General features: G+C 57.7%; 15 protein-coding genes and 3 pseudogenes. 4 read left to right on the plus strand and 14 right to left on the minus strand.

Annotation, left to right across the window (positions count from 1 at the left end):
- Positions 1-5 precede the first annotated feature (5 nt).
- The 8 genes from ACRESJ_RS23045 to ACRESJ_RS23080 form a co-directional block, all read right to left on the minus strand.
- Positions 6-1,220 carry an STY4528 family pathogenicity island replication protein gene (locus ACRESJ_RS23045; RefSeq protein WP_431759972.1) on the minus strand — a complete coding sequence of 405 codons (1,215 nt, stop codon included), beginning with the start codon at positions 1,218-1,220 and terminating at the stop codon, positions 6-8.
- Between the two features lie 5 nt (positions 1,221-1,225).
- The gene (locus tag ACRESJ_RS23050) at positions 1,226-1,774 is read right to left on the minus strand and encodes a DUF2857 domain-containing protein (RefSeq protein ID WP_103406147.1); all 549 of its coding nucleotides are present in this window, start codon (positions 1,772-1,774) and stop codon (positions 1,226-1,228) included.
- Positions 1,771-3,390: a ParB family protein gene (locus ACRESJ_RS23055; protein WP_431759973.1), complete on the minus strand. Its 1,620-nt coding sequence runs from the start codon at positions 3,388-3,390 to the stop codon at positions 1,771-1,773. Before ACRESJ_RS23055 ends, ACRESJ_RS23050 begins: the two co-directional genes overlap by 4 nt.
- A gap of 10 nt (positions 3,391-3,400) precedes the next feature.
- Complete coding sequence (locus ACRESJ_RS23060; RefSeq protein WP_431759974.1) at positions 3,401-3,616, minus strand: hypothetical protein; 216 nt, start codon at positions 3,614-3,616, stop codon at positions 3,401-3,403.
- Positions 3,616-4,962 (minus strand): replicative DNA helicase, encoded by a 1,347-nt coding sequence (dnaB, locus tag ACRESJ_RS23065; protein ID WP_431759975.1) that lies wholly within the window; start codon positions 4,960-4,962, stop codon positions 3,616-3,618. Before dnaB ends, ACRESJ_RS23060 begins: the two co-directional genes overlap by 1 nt.
- Complete coding sequence (locus ACRESJ_RS23070) at positions 4,959-5,807, minus strand: ParA family protein (protein WP_431759976.1); 849 nt, start codon at positions 5,805-5,807, stop codon at positions 4,959-4,961. Before ACRESJ_RS23070 ends, dnaB begins: the two co-directional genes overlap by 4 nt.
- 2 nt (positions 5,808-5,809) lie before the next feature.
- Positions 5,810-6,043 (minus strand): AlpA family transcriptional regulator, encoded by a 234-nt coding sequence (locus ACRESJ_RS23075; protein WP_431759977.1) that lies wholly within the window; start codon positions 6,041-6,043, stop codon positions 5,810-5,812.
- A gap of 117 nt (positions 6,044-6,160) precedes the next feature.
- On the minus strand, positions 6,161-6,910 hold the full coding sequence (locus tag ACRESJ_RS23080; protein ID WP_431759978.1) for a hypothetical protein: 750 nt from the start codon (positions 6,908-6,910) through the stop codon (positions 6,161-6,163).
- An 896-nt stretch (positions 6,911-7,806) separates the two neighbouring features.
- Between ACRESJ_RS23080 and ACRESJ_RS23085 the strand changes: the two genes are divergently transcribed.
- Together ACRESJ_RS23085 and ACRESJ_RS23090 are read left to right on the plus strand one after the other, a co-directional pair.
- Positions 7,807-8,352: a group II intron maturase-specific domain-containing protein gene (locus ACRESJ_RS23085; protein ID WP_431759979.1), complete on the plus strand. Its 546-nt coding sequence runs from the start codon at positions 7,807-7,809 to the stop codon at positions 8,350-8,352.
- Positions 8,353-8,677: 325 nt separating this feature from the next.
- A pseudogene (locus ACRESJ_RS23090) lies at positions 8,678-8,821 on the plus strand (YkvA family protein); the annotation flags it as partial.
- 253 nt (positions 8,822-9,074) lie between these two features.
- On the opposite strand, the pseudogene ACRESJ_RS23095 reads toward ACRESJ_RS23090, so the two are convergent.
- The 6 genes and pseudogenes from ACRESJ_RS23095 to ACRESJ_RS23120 form a co-directional block, all read right to left on the minus strand.
- A pseudogene (locus ACRESJ_RS23095) lies at positions 9,075-9,338 on the minus strand (ATP-binding protein); the annotation flags it as partial.
- A 109-nt stretch (positions 9,339-9,447) separates the two neighbouring features.
- Entirely contained in the window at positions 9,448-10,473 is a 1,026-nt protein-coding gene (locus ACRESJ_RS23100) for a tyrosine-type recombinase/integrase (protein WP_431759980.1), read from the minus strand.
- Positions 10,470-11,327, minus strand: a complete 858-nt coding sequence (locus ACRESJ_RS23105; protein ID WP_431759981.1) for a tyrosine-type recombinase/integrase — start codon at positions 11,325-11,327, stop codon at positions 10,470-10,472. The genes ACRESJ_RS23100 and ACRESJ_RS23105 overlap by 4 nt, the downstream gene beginning before the upstream one ends.
- 114 nt (positions 11,328-11,441) lie before the next feature.
- Positions 11,442-12,434, minus strand: a complete 993-nt coding sequence (locus ACRESJ_RS23110) for a thioesterase, FlK family (protein WP_431759982.1) — start codon at positions 12,432-12,434, stop codon at positions 11,442-11,444.
- Positions 12,431-14,044, minus strand: coding sequence for a class I adenylate-forming enzyme family protein (locus ACRESJ_RS23115; RefSeq protein WP_103406142.1), 1,614 nt, complete (start codon positions 14,042-14,044; stop codon positions 12,431-12,433). The genes ACRESJ_RS23110 and ACRESJ_RS23115 overlap by 4 nt, the downstream gene beginning before the upstream one ends.
- A gap of 50 nt (positions 14,045-14,094) precedes the next feature.
- Positions 14,095-15,519, minus strand: coding sequence for a purine-cytosine permease family protein (locus tag ACRESJ_RS23120; protein ID WP_103406143.1), 1,425 nt, complete (start codon positions 15,517-15,519; stop codon positions 14,095-14,097).
- Positions 15,520-15,663: 144 nt separating this feature from the next.
- Here ACRESJ_RS23120 and ACRESJ_RS23125 point away from each other — a divergent pair, with 144 nt between their 5' ends.
- Together ACRESJ_RS23125 and ACRESJ_RS23130 are read left to right on the plus strand one after the other, a co-directional pair.
- Positions 15,664-16,581, plus strand: a complete 918-nt coding sequence (locus ACRESJ_RS23125) for a LysR family transcriptional regulator (RefSeq protein ID WP_431759983.1) — start codon at positions 15,664-15,666, stop codon at positions 16,579-16,581.
- A gap of 160 nt (positions 16,582-16,741) precedes the next feature.
- Positions 16,742-18,114, plus strand: a pseudogene (locus ACRESJ_RS23130) (transposase).
- Positions 18,115-18,307: the final 193 nt, after the last annotated feature.

The raw sequence follows: 18,307 nt of genomic DNA on the forward strand, positions 1-18,307 counted from the left end.
CAAATCTACTGACCGCCAGGGCGTTTCGCGGGGAGCTGACGCAATTCATCCAGGCAAGCTTGCACCAAGGGTGATAGCGGCTCGCCCGGTTTTCTGGAACGTGGTGGTGGTGGTGGTGGTGGTGGTGGTGGTGGTGCAGTCGCACTTGAGCTGACGAAGGGGGACGCTGCGGCCTGACCTGCCCAGGGATGGAATTCACCGCGCAGCGCACGCTGGATGAGGCCCATCAGGTACGCGGTAGGTTTACGGATGCCGCCAGCCGCACAGCGGGCTCCCGCCTCGTTCAACACTGCCTGGCAATCACCAGGCTCTAATTTGTTCAGCGCAAGGAGAGCGGCCTGTTGCTCCTCTGGGCGCAGATGCAAACCTGCCGGCCACTGCAAGCTCGGCTTTTCCATACCGGGGCTCATGTGTTGTACAGTACTAATACACGCTTTTAATACAGTACAGGCAGCGTTCGGATTCCGAACGCCGTTGTCAGTGTTGGGTTCTAAGCCGAGTTCGGACTCCGAACTGGGCGTTGCACGAATCCGAACGGCGGCCATTTCATCCAGTTCGGATTCGTGCAGGAGGGCGTCAGGGAAGGGTGTCTCCAATGCCTGCGCTGTCAAACGTTCGGCTAGCACATCCAGTCGTGTGGGTAGCCGGCGCTGATCAATATCGGTATCCCGCTCAACCTCTGTCAGGACGTGCTGCGCAACGATACGAACATTCTTGGCTGCATGACTAAGGCAATGCCCGACCAGCTCCAAATAGTCCGGATCCAGTTCCATGGCTTCTGCTGGAGTCAGTGGCTCGTCATGCAGCACATATACAGACCCTTGTAGACGCCCCGTGATGGGGTCGCGTCCGTGCGCTACCAGGCTGAGCCAGCGGGTGAGCCGGAGCACACTGAGCACGCGGGCGATGGTCTCGCGAGAGGCTACAGGGCCATAGGGGACAGTCGACAAGTAAGGTTGCAAATCTTGGTAGCGGGGGGGGACCAAGCCCTGGCCGCCCAATAACAAGCGAAATACCTGCCAAGCGTTGCGCTCGAGCGGCGTCAAGCGACTGTCCAACAGCAAGCGGCGCGGCACACTATCGAGGGATTGGCCGCTGTAGAGAAAGCCGGCCTGCGGGCCGTAGGTGGCAGATTTGGGGGGTGGTGGACGGGTAGGCCACTGATCTTCTATCTGTCGGGCGCACTGTTGCAGCACCCGTTGCCAACGGGAGGTCGTCATCGCAATCACGACTGAGTGCTGTGCTGGGCGATTTGCTGCCAGACCATCACCAGGCTGATTTGTTGCTCCTCGGCCAGCATCATCATGGCGTCGAGTTGATCCTCGCTGCCTTCCTGCTCACGCAACTGGCACCAGCGCCGCCAGAGCGCATGCTCTTGTGCTTCGCTGAGGTGATGCGGGCGGCCCTTATGGGTTTCGATTTTCAACAGCCGACGGCGCATGGCGGTTTCCGAATGGGTCAAGCCGAAGCACTGGTACATGATGGTGCTGCTGGCACCAAGTTTGAGGGCCCGGTTGATCAGTCGCTCGTTCTGTTCGTCGCGATCGGCTTGCTCAATCAGGCGCCGCAGCACCGGTGAATCGATGCGGATTTCGACCCAGGATACGCTGGCATGGGCCAGGCGCGACAAGGTGGTGGGCGGTAAGGATTGCAGCAGGGTGAGGTCGTCTTCGCCCAAGCCTAACGCCTTGCAGCGCTGTAGGTTTCCCTGACGCAGTTCATGCAGCACCTGGGTCAGCATGGCCTGATTGAGTAGGTTAAAGGACAGGCTCATGACAATGCCTCCGGAGGGGCGAGAGAAGGCTCAAGCATCTTCTCGATCAGGCGTCGAGCCAGGCGGATAAGGCGAAAGAGCTGGATCAGTTGCTCATCAGGTAGGCGTTCCAAGCCCGTGTTCAGGGCGGGGCGATCATTTATCGGGACCTCATAGACACCAATCAGCAACTGGCCGAACAGGGCCGCAGGCAGTTGGTGGCGATCCTCCCAATTGACCTCGTCATGCGCCCGCATCAGGGCGGTCAGCAGCAGCTGAATGCCGGTGACTCGAGGTGAGCTCAGTTCGAGCGACTCCATCCGCAGGGCATAGCCGAGCCCGTCCAACTGCTCGACTACGCTGTCGGTCTGTCCGGCGTAACTCGCCAGGCGCTGTGCCAGGTTGAAGATGGCGGAGCGAAGCTGTTCGGAGGTGTCATGCGCGGGTTCTATATGCCAGAGGTCGCCCACTCTGTGAAACCCATCCGCCTGGGGCCGCGTGGAAACGACGGCTTGATTTTCAACGTCTGACCGTGACTCGTTCGTGGTCTCGCGGGCGATCAATTCGCGGATGTGCTGTACCCGTGAAGTGGGATTGGGTGACGGTGCTATTGGGGCGTCTATCCGCACAGTGGGCTGCACGGCGATAGCGTTGTCTTGGTGCTGAGAGTCCGGGAAACTGGTCCGAGCTTGGAGAGCGAATAGGGCTGATTCGGGCAGGTTCGAGTGATGAGCGAGTTCGGGCAATGGGCTTACCACGATGCCTGGTTGCGGCTGGGGACGTTGGCTGGCGGTCAGTTCCAATGCCAACATGCGATAAGACTGCCCGAGCACTTTGCTCATCCGCTCAAGCAGTTCATCCTGAACACGCTCTACATCAAAACTCTCCGCCTCTGCATCGAAGCTGGCCAATGTGTCGAGCCAGAACTCATTGAAGGCATAGGCGTTCGACGGGTAGCGGTTCCAGGTCTGCTCGGTCTGGTTGCGTAGGCTAATCAAACGCTCAACTTGATGTTTTCCCAAGCCGGCATAGAGCACTTGCGGAATGGCTGGCAGCAAGTGCTCCAAAGTGCCGAGCATCCGGCTGAGGTGCGTCTGTGAAATCGGATAGCCGCCTGCAGCCAGGCGGCTGGCCAGGTCGCGTTGGGGCAGTGCGGGGCCATCCTGTTCGAGCATCGTTTTGAGTTTGGCGACCGCCAGTGCCCGCTCGATGAAGGTAAGTTGACCGTGCAGATCGCTTTCGGCCAAGTGACCGAGCAAGGCGCTAATTTCATTGCTCCAGGGCTTGAACAAACAGTGGATGCGAAAAAAACGTTCATCACGGGTCTCTTGCCACAGCTCGCCAAGGATCGCCAGACGGGTATTACCACCGTTGCGGATGATGAAATAGGTTTCACCCGGGCGCCGGCTAATCGGCGGCGGTTGATCCAAACCACGCTCGCGGATCGAGTCCTTGAGATCGTCGTACAGTGGATTACGGAGGAAGCGCGGGTTGTGCTCATATGGCCGCAGCTGCTCGAGGGTCACCAGCATGGGCGTGTCGACGATAGGATCGGCGACCTGATTCACCTCGAGGTGGTGCCCGAAGGGGCCGGCCAGCAGCTTGCCGGTAATGTCCTCCTGAGTCGACTTTTCCATTCGGCAAGCCTCATGCGTGTGGGTGACCCAAGTCATCACCGACTTGGAAGCGGACTATTTCGACGGTCCCCAAGCGTTCAACGTACTGGGACAATTCGAACAGAAACTCACTCATGCTCGGGCGCCCGCCTTGCAAACGAAACACCACAGTGCAGTATTCTTCGCTCACAACATTCAGCAGCGGATGCCCGGTCGGTAGGTCGGTGTGTGGAAGGGCTTGAGGCATCAGGGAACTCCTTGCCAAGCGCTGTTGGCATGCTGGGAGGTAAAGCGGGTTTGCTCGGCCAAGAACACGACCCGCAGGAAGCCGGTTGGTCCATTACGGTGCTTGCCGATGATCAATTCGGCGGTGCCGCGATCGGCGCTCTCTGCGTGGTACACCTCATCGCGGTAGACGAACAGGATCAGGTCGGCATCCTGCTCGATGGCACCCGATTCGCGCAGGTCAGCCAGTACTGGGCGCTTGTCGCTGCGTTGTTCCAGGGCGCGGTTGAGTTGGGAGAGGGCGATGACCGGACAGTTCAGCTCCTTGGCCAGCGCCTTGAGACCTGCGGAGATCTCGGCGATTTCCAGGTTACGCGTCTCGCGGCCCGGGGCCCGCATCAGTTGCAGGTAATCGACCATCACCAAGGCAGGTACGCCAAAGCGGCGAGCTGCACGCCGGGCGCGAGAGCGTAACGCCATGCAGGTCAGGGCCGGGCTGTCATCGATGATCAAGCGCTCTCCATAGCCCTGCAGTTTGGCGGCAGCGGCCGTCAGGCGGGGCCAATCGTCGTCGCTCAGTTGGCCTTTCATAAGGTTGGCCAGCGAGAGATGCCCCAGAATGGCCAGCAGCCGATACACCAGCGCCCGTGCTGGCATTTCCAGACTGTAGATCTGCACCGACGCGCAGGGGCGAGCGGCGAGGGCGGTTTCGACAAAGTTCAGCACCAAACTGGTTTTGCCCATCGACGGGCGCGCGGCGACCACCACCAGATCGGCCGGCTGAAAGCCGGCGGTCTTGAGGTCCAGGTCGACCAGTCCGCTGGGAACGCCGGTGGTGATCTCGCCACTGTTAAAGTGCTGGTCGATCTCCTCGATCACACCAAGTAAGCAGTGATTCAGGTCGACGAATTCTTGTCGTTGGTGCGCTTGGCCCAGCGCGAACAGCCGTTGCTCGAACAGCTCCTGGACCAATTGGCTGCTAGCTTGCGGTTCAGCGGCTTCGCGGCTGCACGCGAACCCGAGCTGGATCAGTCGGCGCAAGTGAGCCCGTTCGCGAACAATCTCTGCGTAGGTCTTGATATTGGCCACCGACGGCGTGTTCTTGGCCAGTTCACCCAAATAAGCGAGTCCACCCCATTCGGGCTGGTCCGTGAGTTGTTCGTATAGGGTCACCACGTCGAAGGGTTTATTCTGTTGCGCCAGGGCCGCGATGGCCTTGAAGATTGTCCGATGTTCGGAGCGAAAAAAATCCTCAGCGATCAGCCGATCGGCCAGTACATCCCAGGTGCTGTTGTCCAGCATCAGCCCGCCGAGTACGCCTTGCTCTGCTTCGAGTGAGTAGGGGGGTGTGAGGTTGGCGATGCTCATAATGTCCTCTTCGCTCTGGAGCGGACTGTACAGACGGCAGCCCGCCATTCGGGGAACAGATCGATGGCGAGGGCTTGTAGGGTTTGCAGTGCTGAGGGCGAGCGTCGACCGATGGGGCGATGCGTTTCGGCCCGGTGAACCGGCAAGCCCAGCGAGGCGGCATTCACATAGGCCACTCGATTGGGGATGACGGTGTTCAGCACTGCAATCGAGGTGACGGCAGGGAAGCTGTCGCGTAATCCGCGAATGATCATCCGTGCATCCAACCTGACCGAGTCCACTTGGTTCAGCAGCAGTCGCAATGGCTGCACGGCGATACCGAGGTGGCGGAGAGGCTCCAGATCGCCGAGGAGTTTCAGTGTGCCGCGGCTCAGCTCGCGGGCCGCGAGCATATACGGGTTGATCGGGTAGAGCGCCAGATCAGAGGTGAGGACCGCCATCTCCACCAGCACGCTACGCGCACCCTGGGTATCAATCAGCAGCAAGTCGTAATGATCGCGAAATCCTCCATCTAGCAGGTGGCGCAGACGCAAACGTCCATCCGGAGCATTCAGCAACAAAGAGTAGAGTTGTCCCTGATGGTCGTTGGAGAGAATTAGATCGAGGTGAACCAGTCGCGTGCGGGAAATGATCTGAGGGAGATCAATCAGGTTGAGCGCGATCAACTCGTAGGCGCCCGCTGGCGCGATATGATCCAACGGGTAATAATTGGATAGCGTGGGCTGGCTGTCCAGATCCAGTAACAGCACGCGCAGGCCGGCATCGGCCAGGAGACCACCGAGATTGGCTGTCACTGTGGTCTTGCCCACACCTCCCTTGGTGGAAATCACCGACACCACGCGCATGGTCATCCCTCCTGCTGCCCCAGCCGTTCGGTAACCCAGCGCTCGATCTCCTGAGAGTCCCAGCCCACGGCGCGCAGACCTATGCGTTTGGCTTGGGGGAAGCGCCCCTCTTTCATCAGGTTGTAGATGTGCGCCCGTTTAAACCCGGTTTTTCTCTCCACTTCATCACGGCGCATAATGTGGCGTTCGGCCGGTAGTTGAGGGATGTTAGCGAGCGGGGTGGATGAACTGGACATGCTGGTCACTCCTGGCGTCAGTTGGCGCGTAATGGGACGTGACCTGAATTGAAGAGCAGAAAGGCGAGGGCGTCATTGCACTGCAATTGCGGGCATTGCAGTGCAATTCTGTTTGGCTCAAGTGGTTTTTTTGAGGACGCGATTGGCGGCGGCGAACTTACCGTCTAACGTTCGTTTTTTGAGGCCGGGAAAGTCCGCAAAACGCACGGTCACGGCATCGACAATCGCGGCTTGGTCCTCGAACACGGACAGGGGCTTGCCGGCCGGGGATTTGTCCAAGATGGTGTAGATCAAGGCGCCAATGATTTGCAGGTAATTGTGTTCGCTTCGCTCGCTGAGCGGCCCCTGCGTTTTTACCAACGTCTTGAGGCTTTGCTGTTCCAGTCCCAGTGCTTGGAGGTCGGACTCAACGTCGTGAAGCTGGCGTTGCAGAACATTGCGTTCTTGCACAAGGGCATCGCGCTCGGTCTGGAGGGACAGGTAAGCTACCGGGCTGATGGGGGCATTGGTGTCATTGGCTGAACCGAAAAGAAACTCCGGTCGCTGATCAGAGTAGTGACATTGCATCCAGCGGCGTAAGTCAGAATGTCGTACCGTTATCTGACCTGGGTCTATGGGGCTGCCTATCGGCACTGAAATGCCGAGGTACCCGTAAGGTAACTCCCCGTTACGTATCGCATCGTAAATTCTTTCAGTATTGGCATGAAGGCAAGGCCATTGAGGGAACAAGGTTCCGAGTTTCTCCGGGCATTGCCAGGCGACCTGTAATATTTCGGCCTCGTAATCGACGAGGTTGCACCATCGCAACGCGGCGTCGATGGGCCGATAGAAAATTTTAGCCTGCGGATTGAAATTGTCGGTGTTCATGTGCGGACGGACCTCCATTTCTAATGGATAAGCCTCCCGCACAACATCCCTACACCACAGCCTGCTGGGTAATTGCTGGCAGTGGTTGCTTTACTTGGGTTTTAAACTCGGTGAGGCAATTCCATTTGTCTACGACCCAACGTGGTGACCTTCGACCTTCGTCCAACGTTTTTACTGGGATCTCACTGCAGATATCTGCGTTGCCAAATCGGGTCCGGAAAGGCAGGTTTTACCTGTCGATGCATGGCATCCACTGAGACGATAGACGATTTCAGCATGAGTTCAATCAATCAGCCGCGGTTTATAGGATCGACTGCACCATAGCGGTATACCGAATTGGTAATACTGACTTAGCCAGGTTTTTCCCCCGGCCATCGCCACGCTTACACGGGGTTTGCCAATGATCGGCGAGTTGCTGGCAGAGCTTTAGCTAAACAGTTGGGGCGGGACATTAATCCTACGGAACGCTTTGCGATTCACACCAGGCTTGAACTCCGTGAATCTTGCAGACTTTTCAGGTTTCAGTGATGCGCTCAACACCCTCGGCAGCAACGCCGACCTGTACAGCACGATGGAAGATCTCCAGCGGGATCAGGGCCGGACAGCCAACGAGGTTGCTGAATTCAACGAACTGAACAGCAAACAATTGACCTCTACCGAGCAGACCGTCAAGGCCTTGCAGTATCAGTTCGATGTAGCCGAGGATAACTACAAGCTACAAATGCCTCCGTTCGATTCGCACCTAGAGTTTGCCCAGGCACAGATGGATGCGCTTACCGTGCTCTGGTTGACCGACAGTGGCCGTGCAACTGTCGAAAAGATACTCCGCAATTGGAGGCATGGCTTCCCATGCAGCCCCTTCCACGGAGTTGCGCAAAGCTTTCAAAAGCGGAAAGATGAGTTTTGCACAGTTCACAACAACCTATCGACGAGTGGATGCTGCCACCCCGCAGAGCTGGTGGGAATTGTTACCACTTGCCGAGCTGCTCATCAAACCGGCCAACAAGAGCGTAAAGGCGCTCTTGGACAAGGTTAGAGAAATCGTAAAGAGCAACAAAAGTGCCACACAGGCGAATCTGATCCTACAGCTCAATCCGATCATTCGCGGCTGGGCCATGTATCACCGTCATGCGGTATCCAAGTCTCTGTTTTCATCGATAGATGCTCAAATTTGGCGTCTCTTATGGACATGGGCCCTGCGTCGGCATCCCAATAAAGGCGCCGGCTGGGTAAGACAGAGATACTTCCACACAGTGAGGTACCAAAACTGGGTATTTGCTGCGCAAACCAAAGTCGAAGGTATTGTCCAACGATGGTGGCTTTTTCGCGCGTCGACGATTCCAATCGTTCGGCATGCCAAAATACGTGGCTTGGCTAATCCCTTTGATCCTGCGTGGTCGTCTTACTTTGCCCGACGTCGAGCCGCGATGGACGTTGATTAATTGCCCGGTACCAGACGATGGTGCTGTTGAACGGCTTGAGCCGGATGAGGGGCGACTCTCATGTCCGGTTCTTAGGGGACGGCGGCGCAGTAATGCGCTGCTGTTACCAGACGAAAGTGCACTTAAGCCCAGTCCCTGGCCGCAAACCCGTGTGCTGACTACCCACTGGATTGCTTCCCGCTAGCGGGGTGAAACAGCTCTCCATTCAATGGAGGCCATCAACGAGTAGTCGCAATGAATTTGTCCTCGATTTTTTAAAGGTGCTGAGATGAAAGACCTCCATGAGCATCTACGTCGTTGGGCAAAAGGCCTGAAACGACAAACCATGGTGTTATGGTTCTGTTACCAGCACCCCGAAACGCCGTGGCTACCCAAATGGATTGCGATTTTCGTGGTGGCCCACGCACTGAGCCCCATCGACCTCATTCCAGATTTCATCCCGGTACTGGGCTATCTGGACGACGTCATCATTCTGCCTCTCGGCATTCTGTTGGCAATCCGGTTGATGCCAGCCGAGGTGTTAGGCGAGTGCAGGATCAAGGCTAGTGAGTGGGAGAAAAAGCAGGTGAATCGCCCGAAGAACAAGGTCGCTGCACTGCTCATCGTTTTAGTCTGGGTTGCGGATTCCACGCCATCCGGACACTCAGCCCATCAACATCCGGCCACTCGTTCCACGCCCATTCGGACAGGCAGTCGGAGCGCAGCGACGCAGGTTTGCATTGTTAGTCTGAAGCCCCTGCCGCCGTCAATTTCGTTGCGCGCCTGCGCATCGATTCGCCCTTCAGTTCGATCCGATAAGCGTTGTGCACCAGCCTGTCGAGGATCGCATCGCCCAAGGTCGGATCGCCGATCAGCGCATGCCATTTATCCACCGGCATCTGGCTCGTCACCATCGTCGAACGGTTACCGTAACGGTCGTCCAACAGCTCAAGCATGTCGCGCCGTTGTGCAGCGGTAAACGGTGCCAAGCCCCAGTCGTCCAATAATGTTGAGCTCAACATTATTGGACTTATGTTACGCACCTCGTTATGTGGAGTTGAGCAGTAAACATGGCGCGCTGCGCCGACTCCAGCCGCCCGAACTCCACATAACCACTCACAGCCGTTTCAGCCAATCGACCACATCGACCGCAGCCGGCGACAGATGGCCGGCACGTGGCGGTGCCAGTACTTCGGGGAACACCTGGGCAAGCGCTTGGCGCTTGATATCCAAATCCATCCGGGCATAGACCATGGTGGTGTTCAGCGTCGCATGGCCCAGCCACTGGCTAATGGTGGCGAAGTCAACGCCAGCCTTGAGCAAATGAACCGCTGTGGCGTGTCGAAGCGAATGCGGATGAAGTCGCTTCTCTCGCATGGTGTTGGCCACCGGTGTACCCGCGGCCACATATTTCTTGAGGAGGTAGCGAACACCGAACCGCGTGAGTTTGGCACCGTGTCGGTTGGTGAACAGAAACGCCTCCGGCGTTAGGGTCTGTACCGACTGCTGAGCCAGTTCCCGCAACAACCCCGCGGTATGCGGCCAGATGGGACATAAACGAATCTTCCCGCCCTTGCCACGCAGACGTACTTGGTGCGGTGGCTCGGTTCTCACGTCGCGTACCTGCAGATCGAGTACCTCCTGCACGCGCGCACCGGTATTGAACATCAGTGCAAACAACGCATAGTCGCGCCGCCCCGAGTCGGTAGTGCGATCAATGCTATTGAGCATCGCGTCGACTTCGTCAGCCTCGAAATACGCCATGGGTACGCTTCGGGCGCCGCGCTTGAACGGCAGCCCAAGTACCCGCTGCAGCTCGGCTAGATGCTCCGGGTGTTCGCTGGCCAGGAATCGGGCAAAGGTATGGATAGCGGCCAGCCGTGCATTGCGCGTCGCGACACCGTTGTGACGCTCCTGTTCCAGATGCGTCAGGAATTGGCTGACTCGATCTGCCGTAAAATCGTCGAGGTCCAAATCCTCGACGCCTCGTTTGCTGCGACCTGAGGCAAATCGCAAGTACAGCACGACAGCATCGCGATAACTGCGAATCGTGTGCAGGCTCATGCCAAGGAGCTCGGGCAGGTATTCCCGGAAGAAGTGCGTGATGCAATTACCAAGCGAGTTGGGCCGAGCGGGCTTCATGGCGCACCTCCAACAATCAAATGGCCGAAGTGGTCTTGGAAGCGATCACTGGCCGCTGCCGCAATATCCGGCATCCAGCGCAGGTAATAAGCGGTAGAGACAATCGACACGTGTCCCATATACAGCGCTAGTTTCAGTAAGTTGGATTGCACATCGGCGCCTTGCCGATACCAACGCAGCAGTGCCTGGACGGCAAAGCTATGCCGAAAGTCATGAATCCGCGGCCGTCGACCATCGCTACTGTGAACATCTGCCGTTTGGAATAGCGTTTGGATGCCACGGCTTATTCCTGTCCCCGTATAGCCGCGCAAGCCTCTGGCGCAGTTGCACAGCAAGGGAGAATTCGGCGTGATGCTGAAGGGCGGCGCCAGCCGCTGCTTGAGATAGGCGCGCAGTTCACGATGGGCGTCCTGCGATAGTGGAACGAAGCGGGACTTGTGGAACTTCGATTCGCGGATATGCAATACGCCTTGCGCCGAGTCGGCATCGGCTAGGGTCAGCCGTAGCAGTTCGCCGCGACGTAATCCTGCCGTATAGAGGAGCACGACGGCCAGCCGCAGGACCGCTGGCCGCAGAGGCGACGTGGGCACCGGACCTAATTGCTCCGCAGCCGCGAGCATACTCGCGACCTCGCTCGAACCGAAGATGACGGGGGTGACAGCGGGACAGGGTCGTGGGAAGTGGTTGGGGTCGGGTACAAAGCACTGCGGTTCGGTGCGCTGTCGATACAGGCAAAAATTGCGCACGATGCGCTGCCGGTTGCGTCGCACCGTGCTGCTAAGCCCGGCGAGCGTGTTGCACCACTCAAGGAAGCGATCAGACAGGGGAGCTACTTTTTCAACAGAATCGGCCAAAAGCAGTCAGCCGACTTGCTCCCGGGTATGAATTGAGGAGCGGTTCGTCAAATGATGCAATGCAGAAACCTTCCCACACTTTAAGGCTGATTCACGCTCCTCCATCGCTAGGGACTAATTGTTCTGACCGTTACTCTGGGCTAGATAATCGCCCATCATTTCCAGCCGATCATTGCCCCAGAACAGCTTCGAATCGGCGATGACGGTCGGAGCACCGAAAACGCCTACCTGCACGGCTTGATCGTTGTTAGCCTCCAGTGCCAGTTTGAATCGCTCATCGGAAGCAGCTTGAATAGTTGCACTTCGGTCCAGGCCTGCTGCAATCGCCAGATCGCCGAGGATCTCCAGGTCGCTGATATCCCGGTTTTCACTCCAGTAAGCTCGCATCACGTTGAAGATGAACTCCACGCCCTTTCCATTCTCGATTGCATACAAGCTGCAACGCAAAGCTCGGGAAGGCCGCAATGGAAACTGAGGGTGGTAGCTTAGCGTCAAGCGTCTCAGTCGAGCCCAATCCTGCAAATCCTGCTGAAACCACCGCACAAATGCTGACGATGCTTCCAGTGGTCGCCGCCCCCCGATGTGATCGATCAGGTTGGCCAAGTGCATAGGCCGCCAATGAATCGCTCGACCATGGGCAGCGGCGATTTCTCGCAAGCGCGGCATAGCCAGGTAGCACCATGGACTGTGAAAATCGAAAAAAAACTCAATTGGCTCGCCCGCGCTGATTGGTTGCGGTATGGAGAAGCGGCTGAGGTCGACCATCACTCGTTCGTGATGGCCGCGCATCACTAACCGCCCTTGTTGGCTCGCGCTCACCCCGAAACTCAACGTGCGGCCCTTGGTCGACTCCAGCACGGCTTCGCACTGGACCTCAATGCCCGGCCAGGCCGGGCTCAAATGCGCAATATCCACTTTAGTGCCAACCGTGCCCCATCCCGGAACGCAGAAAGCCTGAACGCCACTGCCCGCCGTTTCCTCCAGCAGAGCAATAAGTGCCGGCGTAGATACCACTTGCACCCCAGCATTACCGATGGCGGCAGCCGTCTCTTGAAGCCCTGGTACGAATGCGCAGTGATGCCGGTGGCCGATGATCGGTGTGCTCATGGCAATTCCTCCAACTGCATCGCCATGGCTTGGGCTTTCAGCTCGCGCTTGAGTATTTTTCCACTGGACGTCATGGGCCATTGGCTGACCTTGAACACCCTGGATGGATGCTTGAACCCAGCGATTTTTCCGGCACACGCTTGCTTCACCTGCGCAGCGGAGAGCGCCCCACCCAACTCGACCGCCGCGGCGACCACTTCGCCGTAGAAAGGATCCGGCATGGCAAATACAGCGATTTCGGTGATCGCCGGGTGGCCGCGCAGCAGGTTCTCCACCTCCACCGGGTAGATGTTCTCGCCACCGCGGATGATCATGTCGCGTAACCGTCCTCCCACAAGTTCCACTCGGCCATCGGCGGTAACGCGTCCGAGATCTCCCGTCTGCATCCAGCCATCGAGGTCGATACAACGAGCAGTCTCCAGCGGGTCACGATGATAACCGAGCATCACCATGGGCCCGCGCACCTGAACCTGCCCGGTCTCACCGCAGGCCAGCACCTGTCCGTTGTCCGGATCACACACGCGCACCTGCATGCCTGGCAATGGCATGCCGGCGGTGGTGAATCGCTGCGCACTCTCGCAACTGTCCAAAGCGATAAGGGTGCTGGCTTCGGTCTGGCCGTACACCTGCACCAGGCCTGGAATCGGGAACGCAGACGCGCAGCGTTCGAGCAAAGCCGGGTCGCAATCGGCGCCACCGCAAGTACCCGCCCGCAACGAGCCAAGGTCGTACTGTGTTCGTCGCGGGTGCTCCAGCATGGCCAGATAAGAGGTGGGAACGCCCGTCAGCAGCGTACAGCGCTCGGCCTCCACGAGGTGCAACATTCGCTCGGCATCGAAGGCGCTGACCCCCACATACGTAGCCCCTGCGGCCAGCGCTGAGAGCACATTCATAATGCAGCCCGCGCAGTGGAATAGCGGAATGATGGAAGTCCAGCGATCCTCGGCGGTAACCGCCAGACGCGCGACGGTTCCTCGTGCATTCATCAACATGCCTTCGAAGCACAGTTCAGCGCCCTTTGGCCGCCCTGTGGTGCCGGAGGTGTACTGGATGCTGGCCAGCTCGCGAGGCGACCAGGGCCACGCCTGAAATGGCAGCTGCGGTCCTTCGCTCATCAGTGCTGCGTAACTCCAGCAATTCTCAGCGTGAAGTTCAGGTCCGTCGAAGCAAATCACGTCGCGCAGAAGGGGTAACCGGTTACGAGTGTCCAGTGTCATGGACAGATAGTCACTGGAGCGAAAGCGCGCGGAAAGCAAGATCGCCACCGACTGACTGTGGTCCAGCACATGCAGGAGGTCGTCCTCGCGAAAGTGCGTATTAACCGGCACCAGCACCGCACCAATGGCAGCGATGGCGACCTGCGCGATTGGCCATTCGATTCTGTTTTCCGCCCACAATGCCACCGAGCTGCCGGGTTGAATCCCGCGCCGCCGCAAGGCACAGGCCAGTGTCTGGGAAGCCAGCAACCATTGGCTGAAGGTCAGCCGCTGAGGTGTGGAGTCAAATACGAGCGCCTCCTTGTCCGGCCAGCGGTTCGCGCAGTGCAACAGCATTGCGTATGGGTCGCCGGGCAAGTTTTCGCGTGCGAAGCGGGATTCATCCGATGTCATGAAAAGACTACCTGAGAGTGGAGTGAAGGCTGATTGGATTGGCAATCCAGTTAGGCTTTGCTGTCGAGAGCAGGCGTCAGGGACGGTGGCACCCTGGCGGCCATTCGCCGACTGACCAGGCAATAAAGCATTCCGGTACCCAGCAGGCCGACCACCCAGGAAACATCTGCATAGTTCAGCGCACGGGCGACCGGTCCGGTGTAGAAACCGCTGGAAATGAACGGCAACTCCATCAGTACCCCACAGCAGTAGGTGACAATAACCGGCCAGTTCCAACGGCCATAGCGGCCAGCGGGATCATTGAGAGCTGCCAGGTCATAGCGCGTGCCGTTTACGAAGAACACGTCGGCTAGGCTGATAGCGCTCCAGGGGGTGATGAACGCCAGGAGAAAAATGAGGAAGGAAGAAAACGCACTGATAAAGCTGTGGGAACCGGCCAGGGCAATCAGCACTGCAACGGACACCATTCCCAGCACGTAGATGAAGCGATGGGTCAGAGACACTTTGCTGACGCCGCAGAACGCGCTGACAATGGTCGCGCTGGACATGTAGCTGCTGTAAGCGTTGAGGGTCATCATGGTGATCTTGCCGAAGCCGACCACCAGATACAGGATCATGGCCAACAAACCCGTCGAGCCCAGGCTTACGACAAACTCTACCTCATGGCCCGAGAAGGCGGTTCCGGCGAGGGCTGCGGCAAACACACCGAAGGTCATGGCGGCCTGTGATCCCAGTACTGTGCCCAGCGATGCAGCCAGAAAGATCTTCAACTTGGACGTCTGACTGGGCAAATATCGGGAGTAGTCCGCTACGTATGGCCCATACGAAATCTGCCAGGCGGCTGCCAACGAGATCGAAAACACGAAGTTGGCAGCGACGAAGTGACGATTGTCGAGCAGCGCATGGATATCGTGCCGGGCCAGCAACGCACCGAACATGTAGATAAAGGCAATGACGCCCACCACGCTGGCTACTTTGGCGATGGAGTGGATGGTGCGATACCCAAGGGTCGCCAACAACAGGGTTACCAGGCCGAACAGAATGATGCCCTGCCAGTCCGCGATCGATAGCACTTTCGCCACGGATTGACCGGCCAGCAACGTGCCGCCCGCCGAGAACCCTACGTACAACAAACTCACCAGTACAAGCGGAATGACCGCACCATAGACACCGAACTGCACGCGACTGCGGATCATCTGTGGCAGGCCAATCGCCGGCCCCTGGGCGGCTTGCAGGCCCATGACGATGCTGCCAAGTACTTGGCCTATCAGAAGGCCAATCAACGACCAGAATACATCGCCTCCCAGCACCACCGCCAAAGCCCCGGTGACGATGGCCGTGATGTTCAGGTTCACACCCAGCCACAGTGTGAACTGACCGAATGCGCTGCCATGGCGCTCGTTTTCCGGTATGTAATCGATGGAGCGGGTTTCAATTACCGACCTCGGTGCAACAGGCGCAGTTGAACGAGCCATGGGCGAATCCTCGATATTGTTAGTGCAGCATCTGCGCCAGATCAGCGCGTTTTTTTGGAAGGACACAGGCTGTGGATGGACTGAGGTTAAGCGGCGGGGTGTATAATTAAAAATATGCACTGTTGATACAGCGAATTAAAAATAATGATTCACTTCAGCCTTCGGCAAATCGAATACTTTGTAGCAGCGGCCCAATGTCGAAGTACCGTCAATGCGGCGAAGTCGCTGAGTGTGTCCCAACCCTCGATATCGAACGCGATTGCGGAGTTGGAAGCCTTATGGGATGAGCGCTTGTTCGTGAGGATTCCAGGCAAAGGGATCGAACTCAGCTCCGCCGGAACCCGCCGCTATCAGCAAGCAAGGCAGCTACTGCAAAGTGCCGCGCAGCTCTCTGCCAAGGAGACTGATAGCGTGGTTGGAGACCTTTCGGTGGGTTGTTTTGCAACGTTGGGCGCGCGACATGTCCCCACCATGGTCGAGCGCTTCAAGCAGCGTTTTCCTGAGGTACGAGTCGCCATTGTCGAAGGTGACACCGAGGAACTGATCGAACGGGTGGAGCGCGGCACCCTTGATTTAGCGCTGATCTATGACATGAACCTGGCTCGTAAGGTCAAGCTACAGGCGGTGGGACTGCAATCACCTTATGTGCTGCTGCCCGAAGGGCATCATCTGGCAGCAAAAGCCAGCTTGTGTATTCAGGATTTGCAAACCGAGCCCTTCATCCTTCTAGACCTGCCTCACAGTCGCGACTATTTCCTGTCACTGTTCCGCACGGGCGGTTTAGAGCCCAATGTCATTATGGAGTTGCGCTCGGTGGAAATGGTGCGCTCACTCGTGGCACATGGGCACGGAGTGTCGATTCTTGTCACTCGACCCGCTGGAGACTTGAGCTACGACGGGCGAGCCATCGTGTGTCGCCCATTTGACGCTAGCATCCCACCGCAACGAGTCGTGATCGCCTCGTCGCAAACCCAGAAGCCATCCCGTCCGGCTGAAGCGTTCGTGGTGGTGATGCGCGAACTATTCAATGAAGCCGATACGCTTGAAACCTCGACGATCTGATGAAGGTTTTTGGTTTCTCCGCTGAGCTATTTTCAGCAGTCCGTTGCGGAGCAGTTTTCCGCTGGTGAACGACAGCTATGGGTCGACTCTGTTGAAAAAGTATCTCTCCTGCTTGGCCTGAGGCAAAATCTGCTCATCGGCCAGCGGGAGAGTACGCAGCATGATGGGACAGTTATCGAGTGGGCAGGAGCGACTGTTTTACTCGTTCAACCTTGAAGATCACATCCCAGCCAATCACCTTCTGCGCAGCATTGATCGGTGTCTCGATCTGAGCGACTTGCGCCACTATCTCGCCGATTTCTATAGCCCAATTGGGCGTCCGTCGATTGATCCTGAGTTGATGATCCGCATGCTGGTCGTGGGCTATTGCTATGGCATTCGCTCCGAACGGCGGTTATGCGAAGAGGCTCATTTGAACCTGGCGTATCGCTGGTTCTGCCGGCTGAGCCTTGTGGATGAAGTCCCCAATCACTCGACGTTTTCCAAAAATCGACACGGCCGTTTCAGGGACAGTGATCTGTTTCGATGGCTGTTCAATGAGGTGCTGCGTCGCTGCATGGACGCGGGTCTGATCAAGGGCGAAGGCTTTGCCGTGGACGCCAGCATTATCAAAGCGGATGCGAGTCGGCAGCGCGGTGTACCAGGCGATGAACCAGTCAACTGGAGCGATCCGGCCCTGAGTACCCGCGCCGTGCGTGAGTACCTCGAAGCACTTGATGAGGAGGCACTGGCCGAAACGCTACCCAAGCGCCTGTCGCTGACCGATCCTCAAGCCCGCTGGACCGCAGCTCCAGGTGGCCCAGCGTTTTACGCTTACTCGACGAATTATCTGATCGATACCGAGCACGGCGTGATCATGGATGTGGAACCCACACCGGCTCATCGAACGGCCGAGGTCGAGAGCACCAAAACCATGATTGATCGAGTCGAAGAGTTGTTCGACATCAAACCGATCGCTTAATCGGCGATACCGCTTACGGCACAGCACCGATGTTGGCCTGGATGGTGGAAGAGAAAGATATCGAGCCGCATGTGCCGGTGTGGGATAAAGCAGAGCGCAAGGACGACAGTTTTTCGATCAGCGACTTCCACTGGAACAAAGACGCTGAGGAGTATCGCTGTCCTGCTGGTAAGGCATTGCGTAGCGAATGGAGAGCTTTCAAGAACCTGCGCTCACACGTGACGAAAGCGAACACCATCAACTTCCGATCCAGCCAAACCGACTGCGCGACATGCCCAATGAAAGCCAAGTGTTGCCCGAACACGGCGTTCCGCAAGATCGTTCGCAGCGTCCACGAAGCCGCTCGTAATGTGGCCCGGCGCATCGCAGCGACGGCGCAATACGTACGTTCTCGCCACGAACGTAAAAAGGTCGAAATGTTGTTCGCCCACCTCAAGCGCATCTTGAAACTGGATCGCTTGCGACTACGAGGGATGAGTGGCGCAGCCGATGAGTTCACGCTGGCTGCTGCGGTACAGAACCTGCGCCGACTGGCCAAACTTACATCTCAAGGGCCGCCCGCCACAGGATAGGTACGCCTATTTCAAGCAAAACCCTCAAATTAACCCACTGACAAAGCAGCAACGGTCAACGAAGTACCGAAAAACCACTTAACAGTGGTGAATAGGTTCTTTGATGAGGCCAAGCTCAGCGTCACGTTTCCTGAAAAATCGACTTTTTCAACAGAATCGGTCGTTTTCTGCCCTTCACGACAGGCAGCAATCG

The sequence above is a fragment of the Pseudomonas sp. genome, assembly GCF_050739655.1.
Taxonomy (GTDB): domain Bacteria; phylum Pseudomonadota; class Gammaproteobacteria; order Pseudomonadales; family Pseudomonadaceae; genus Aquipseudomonas.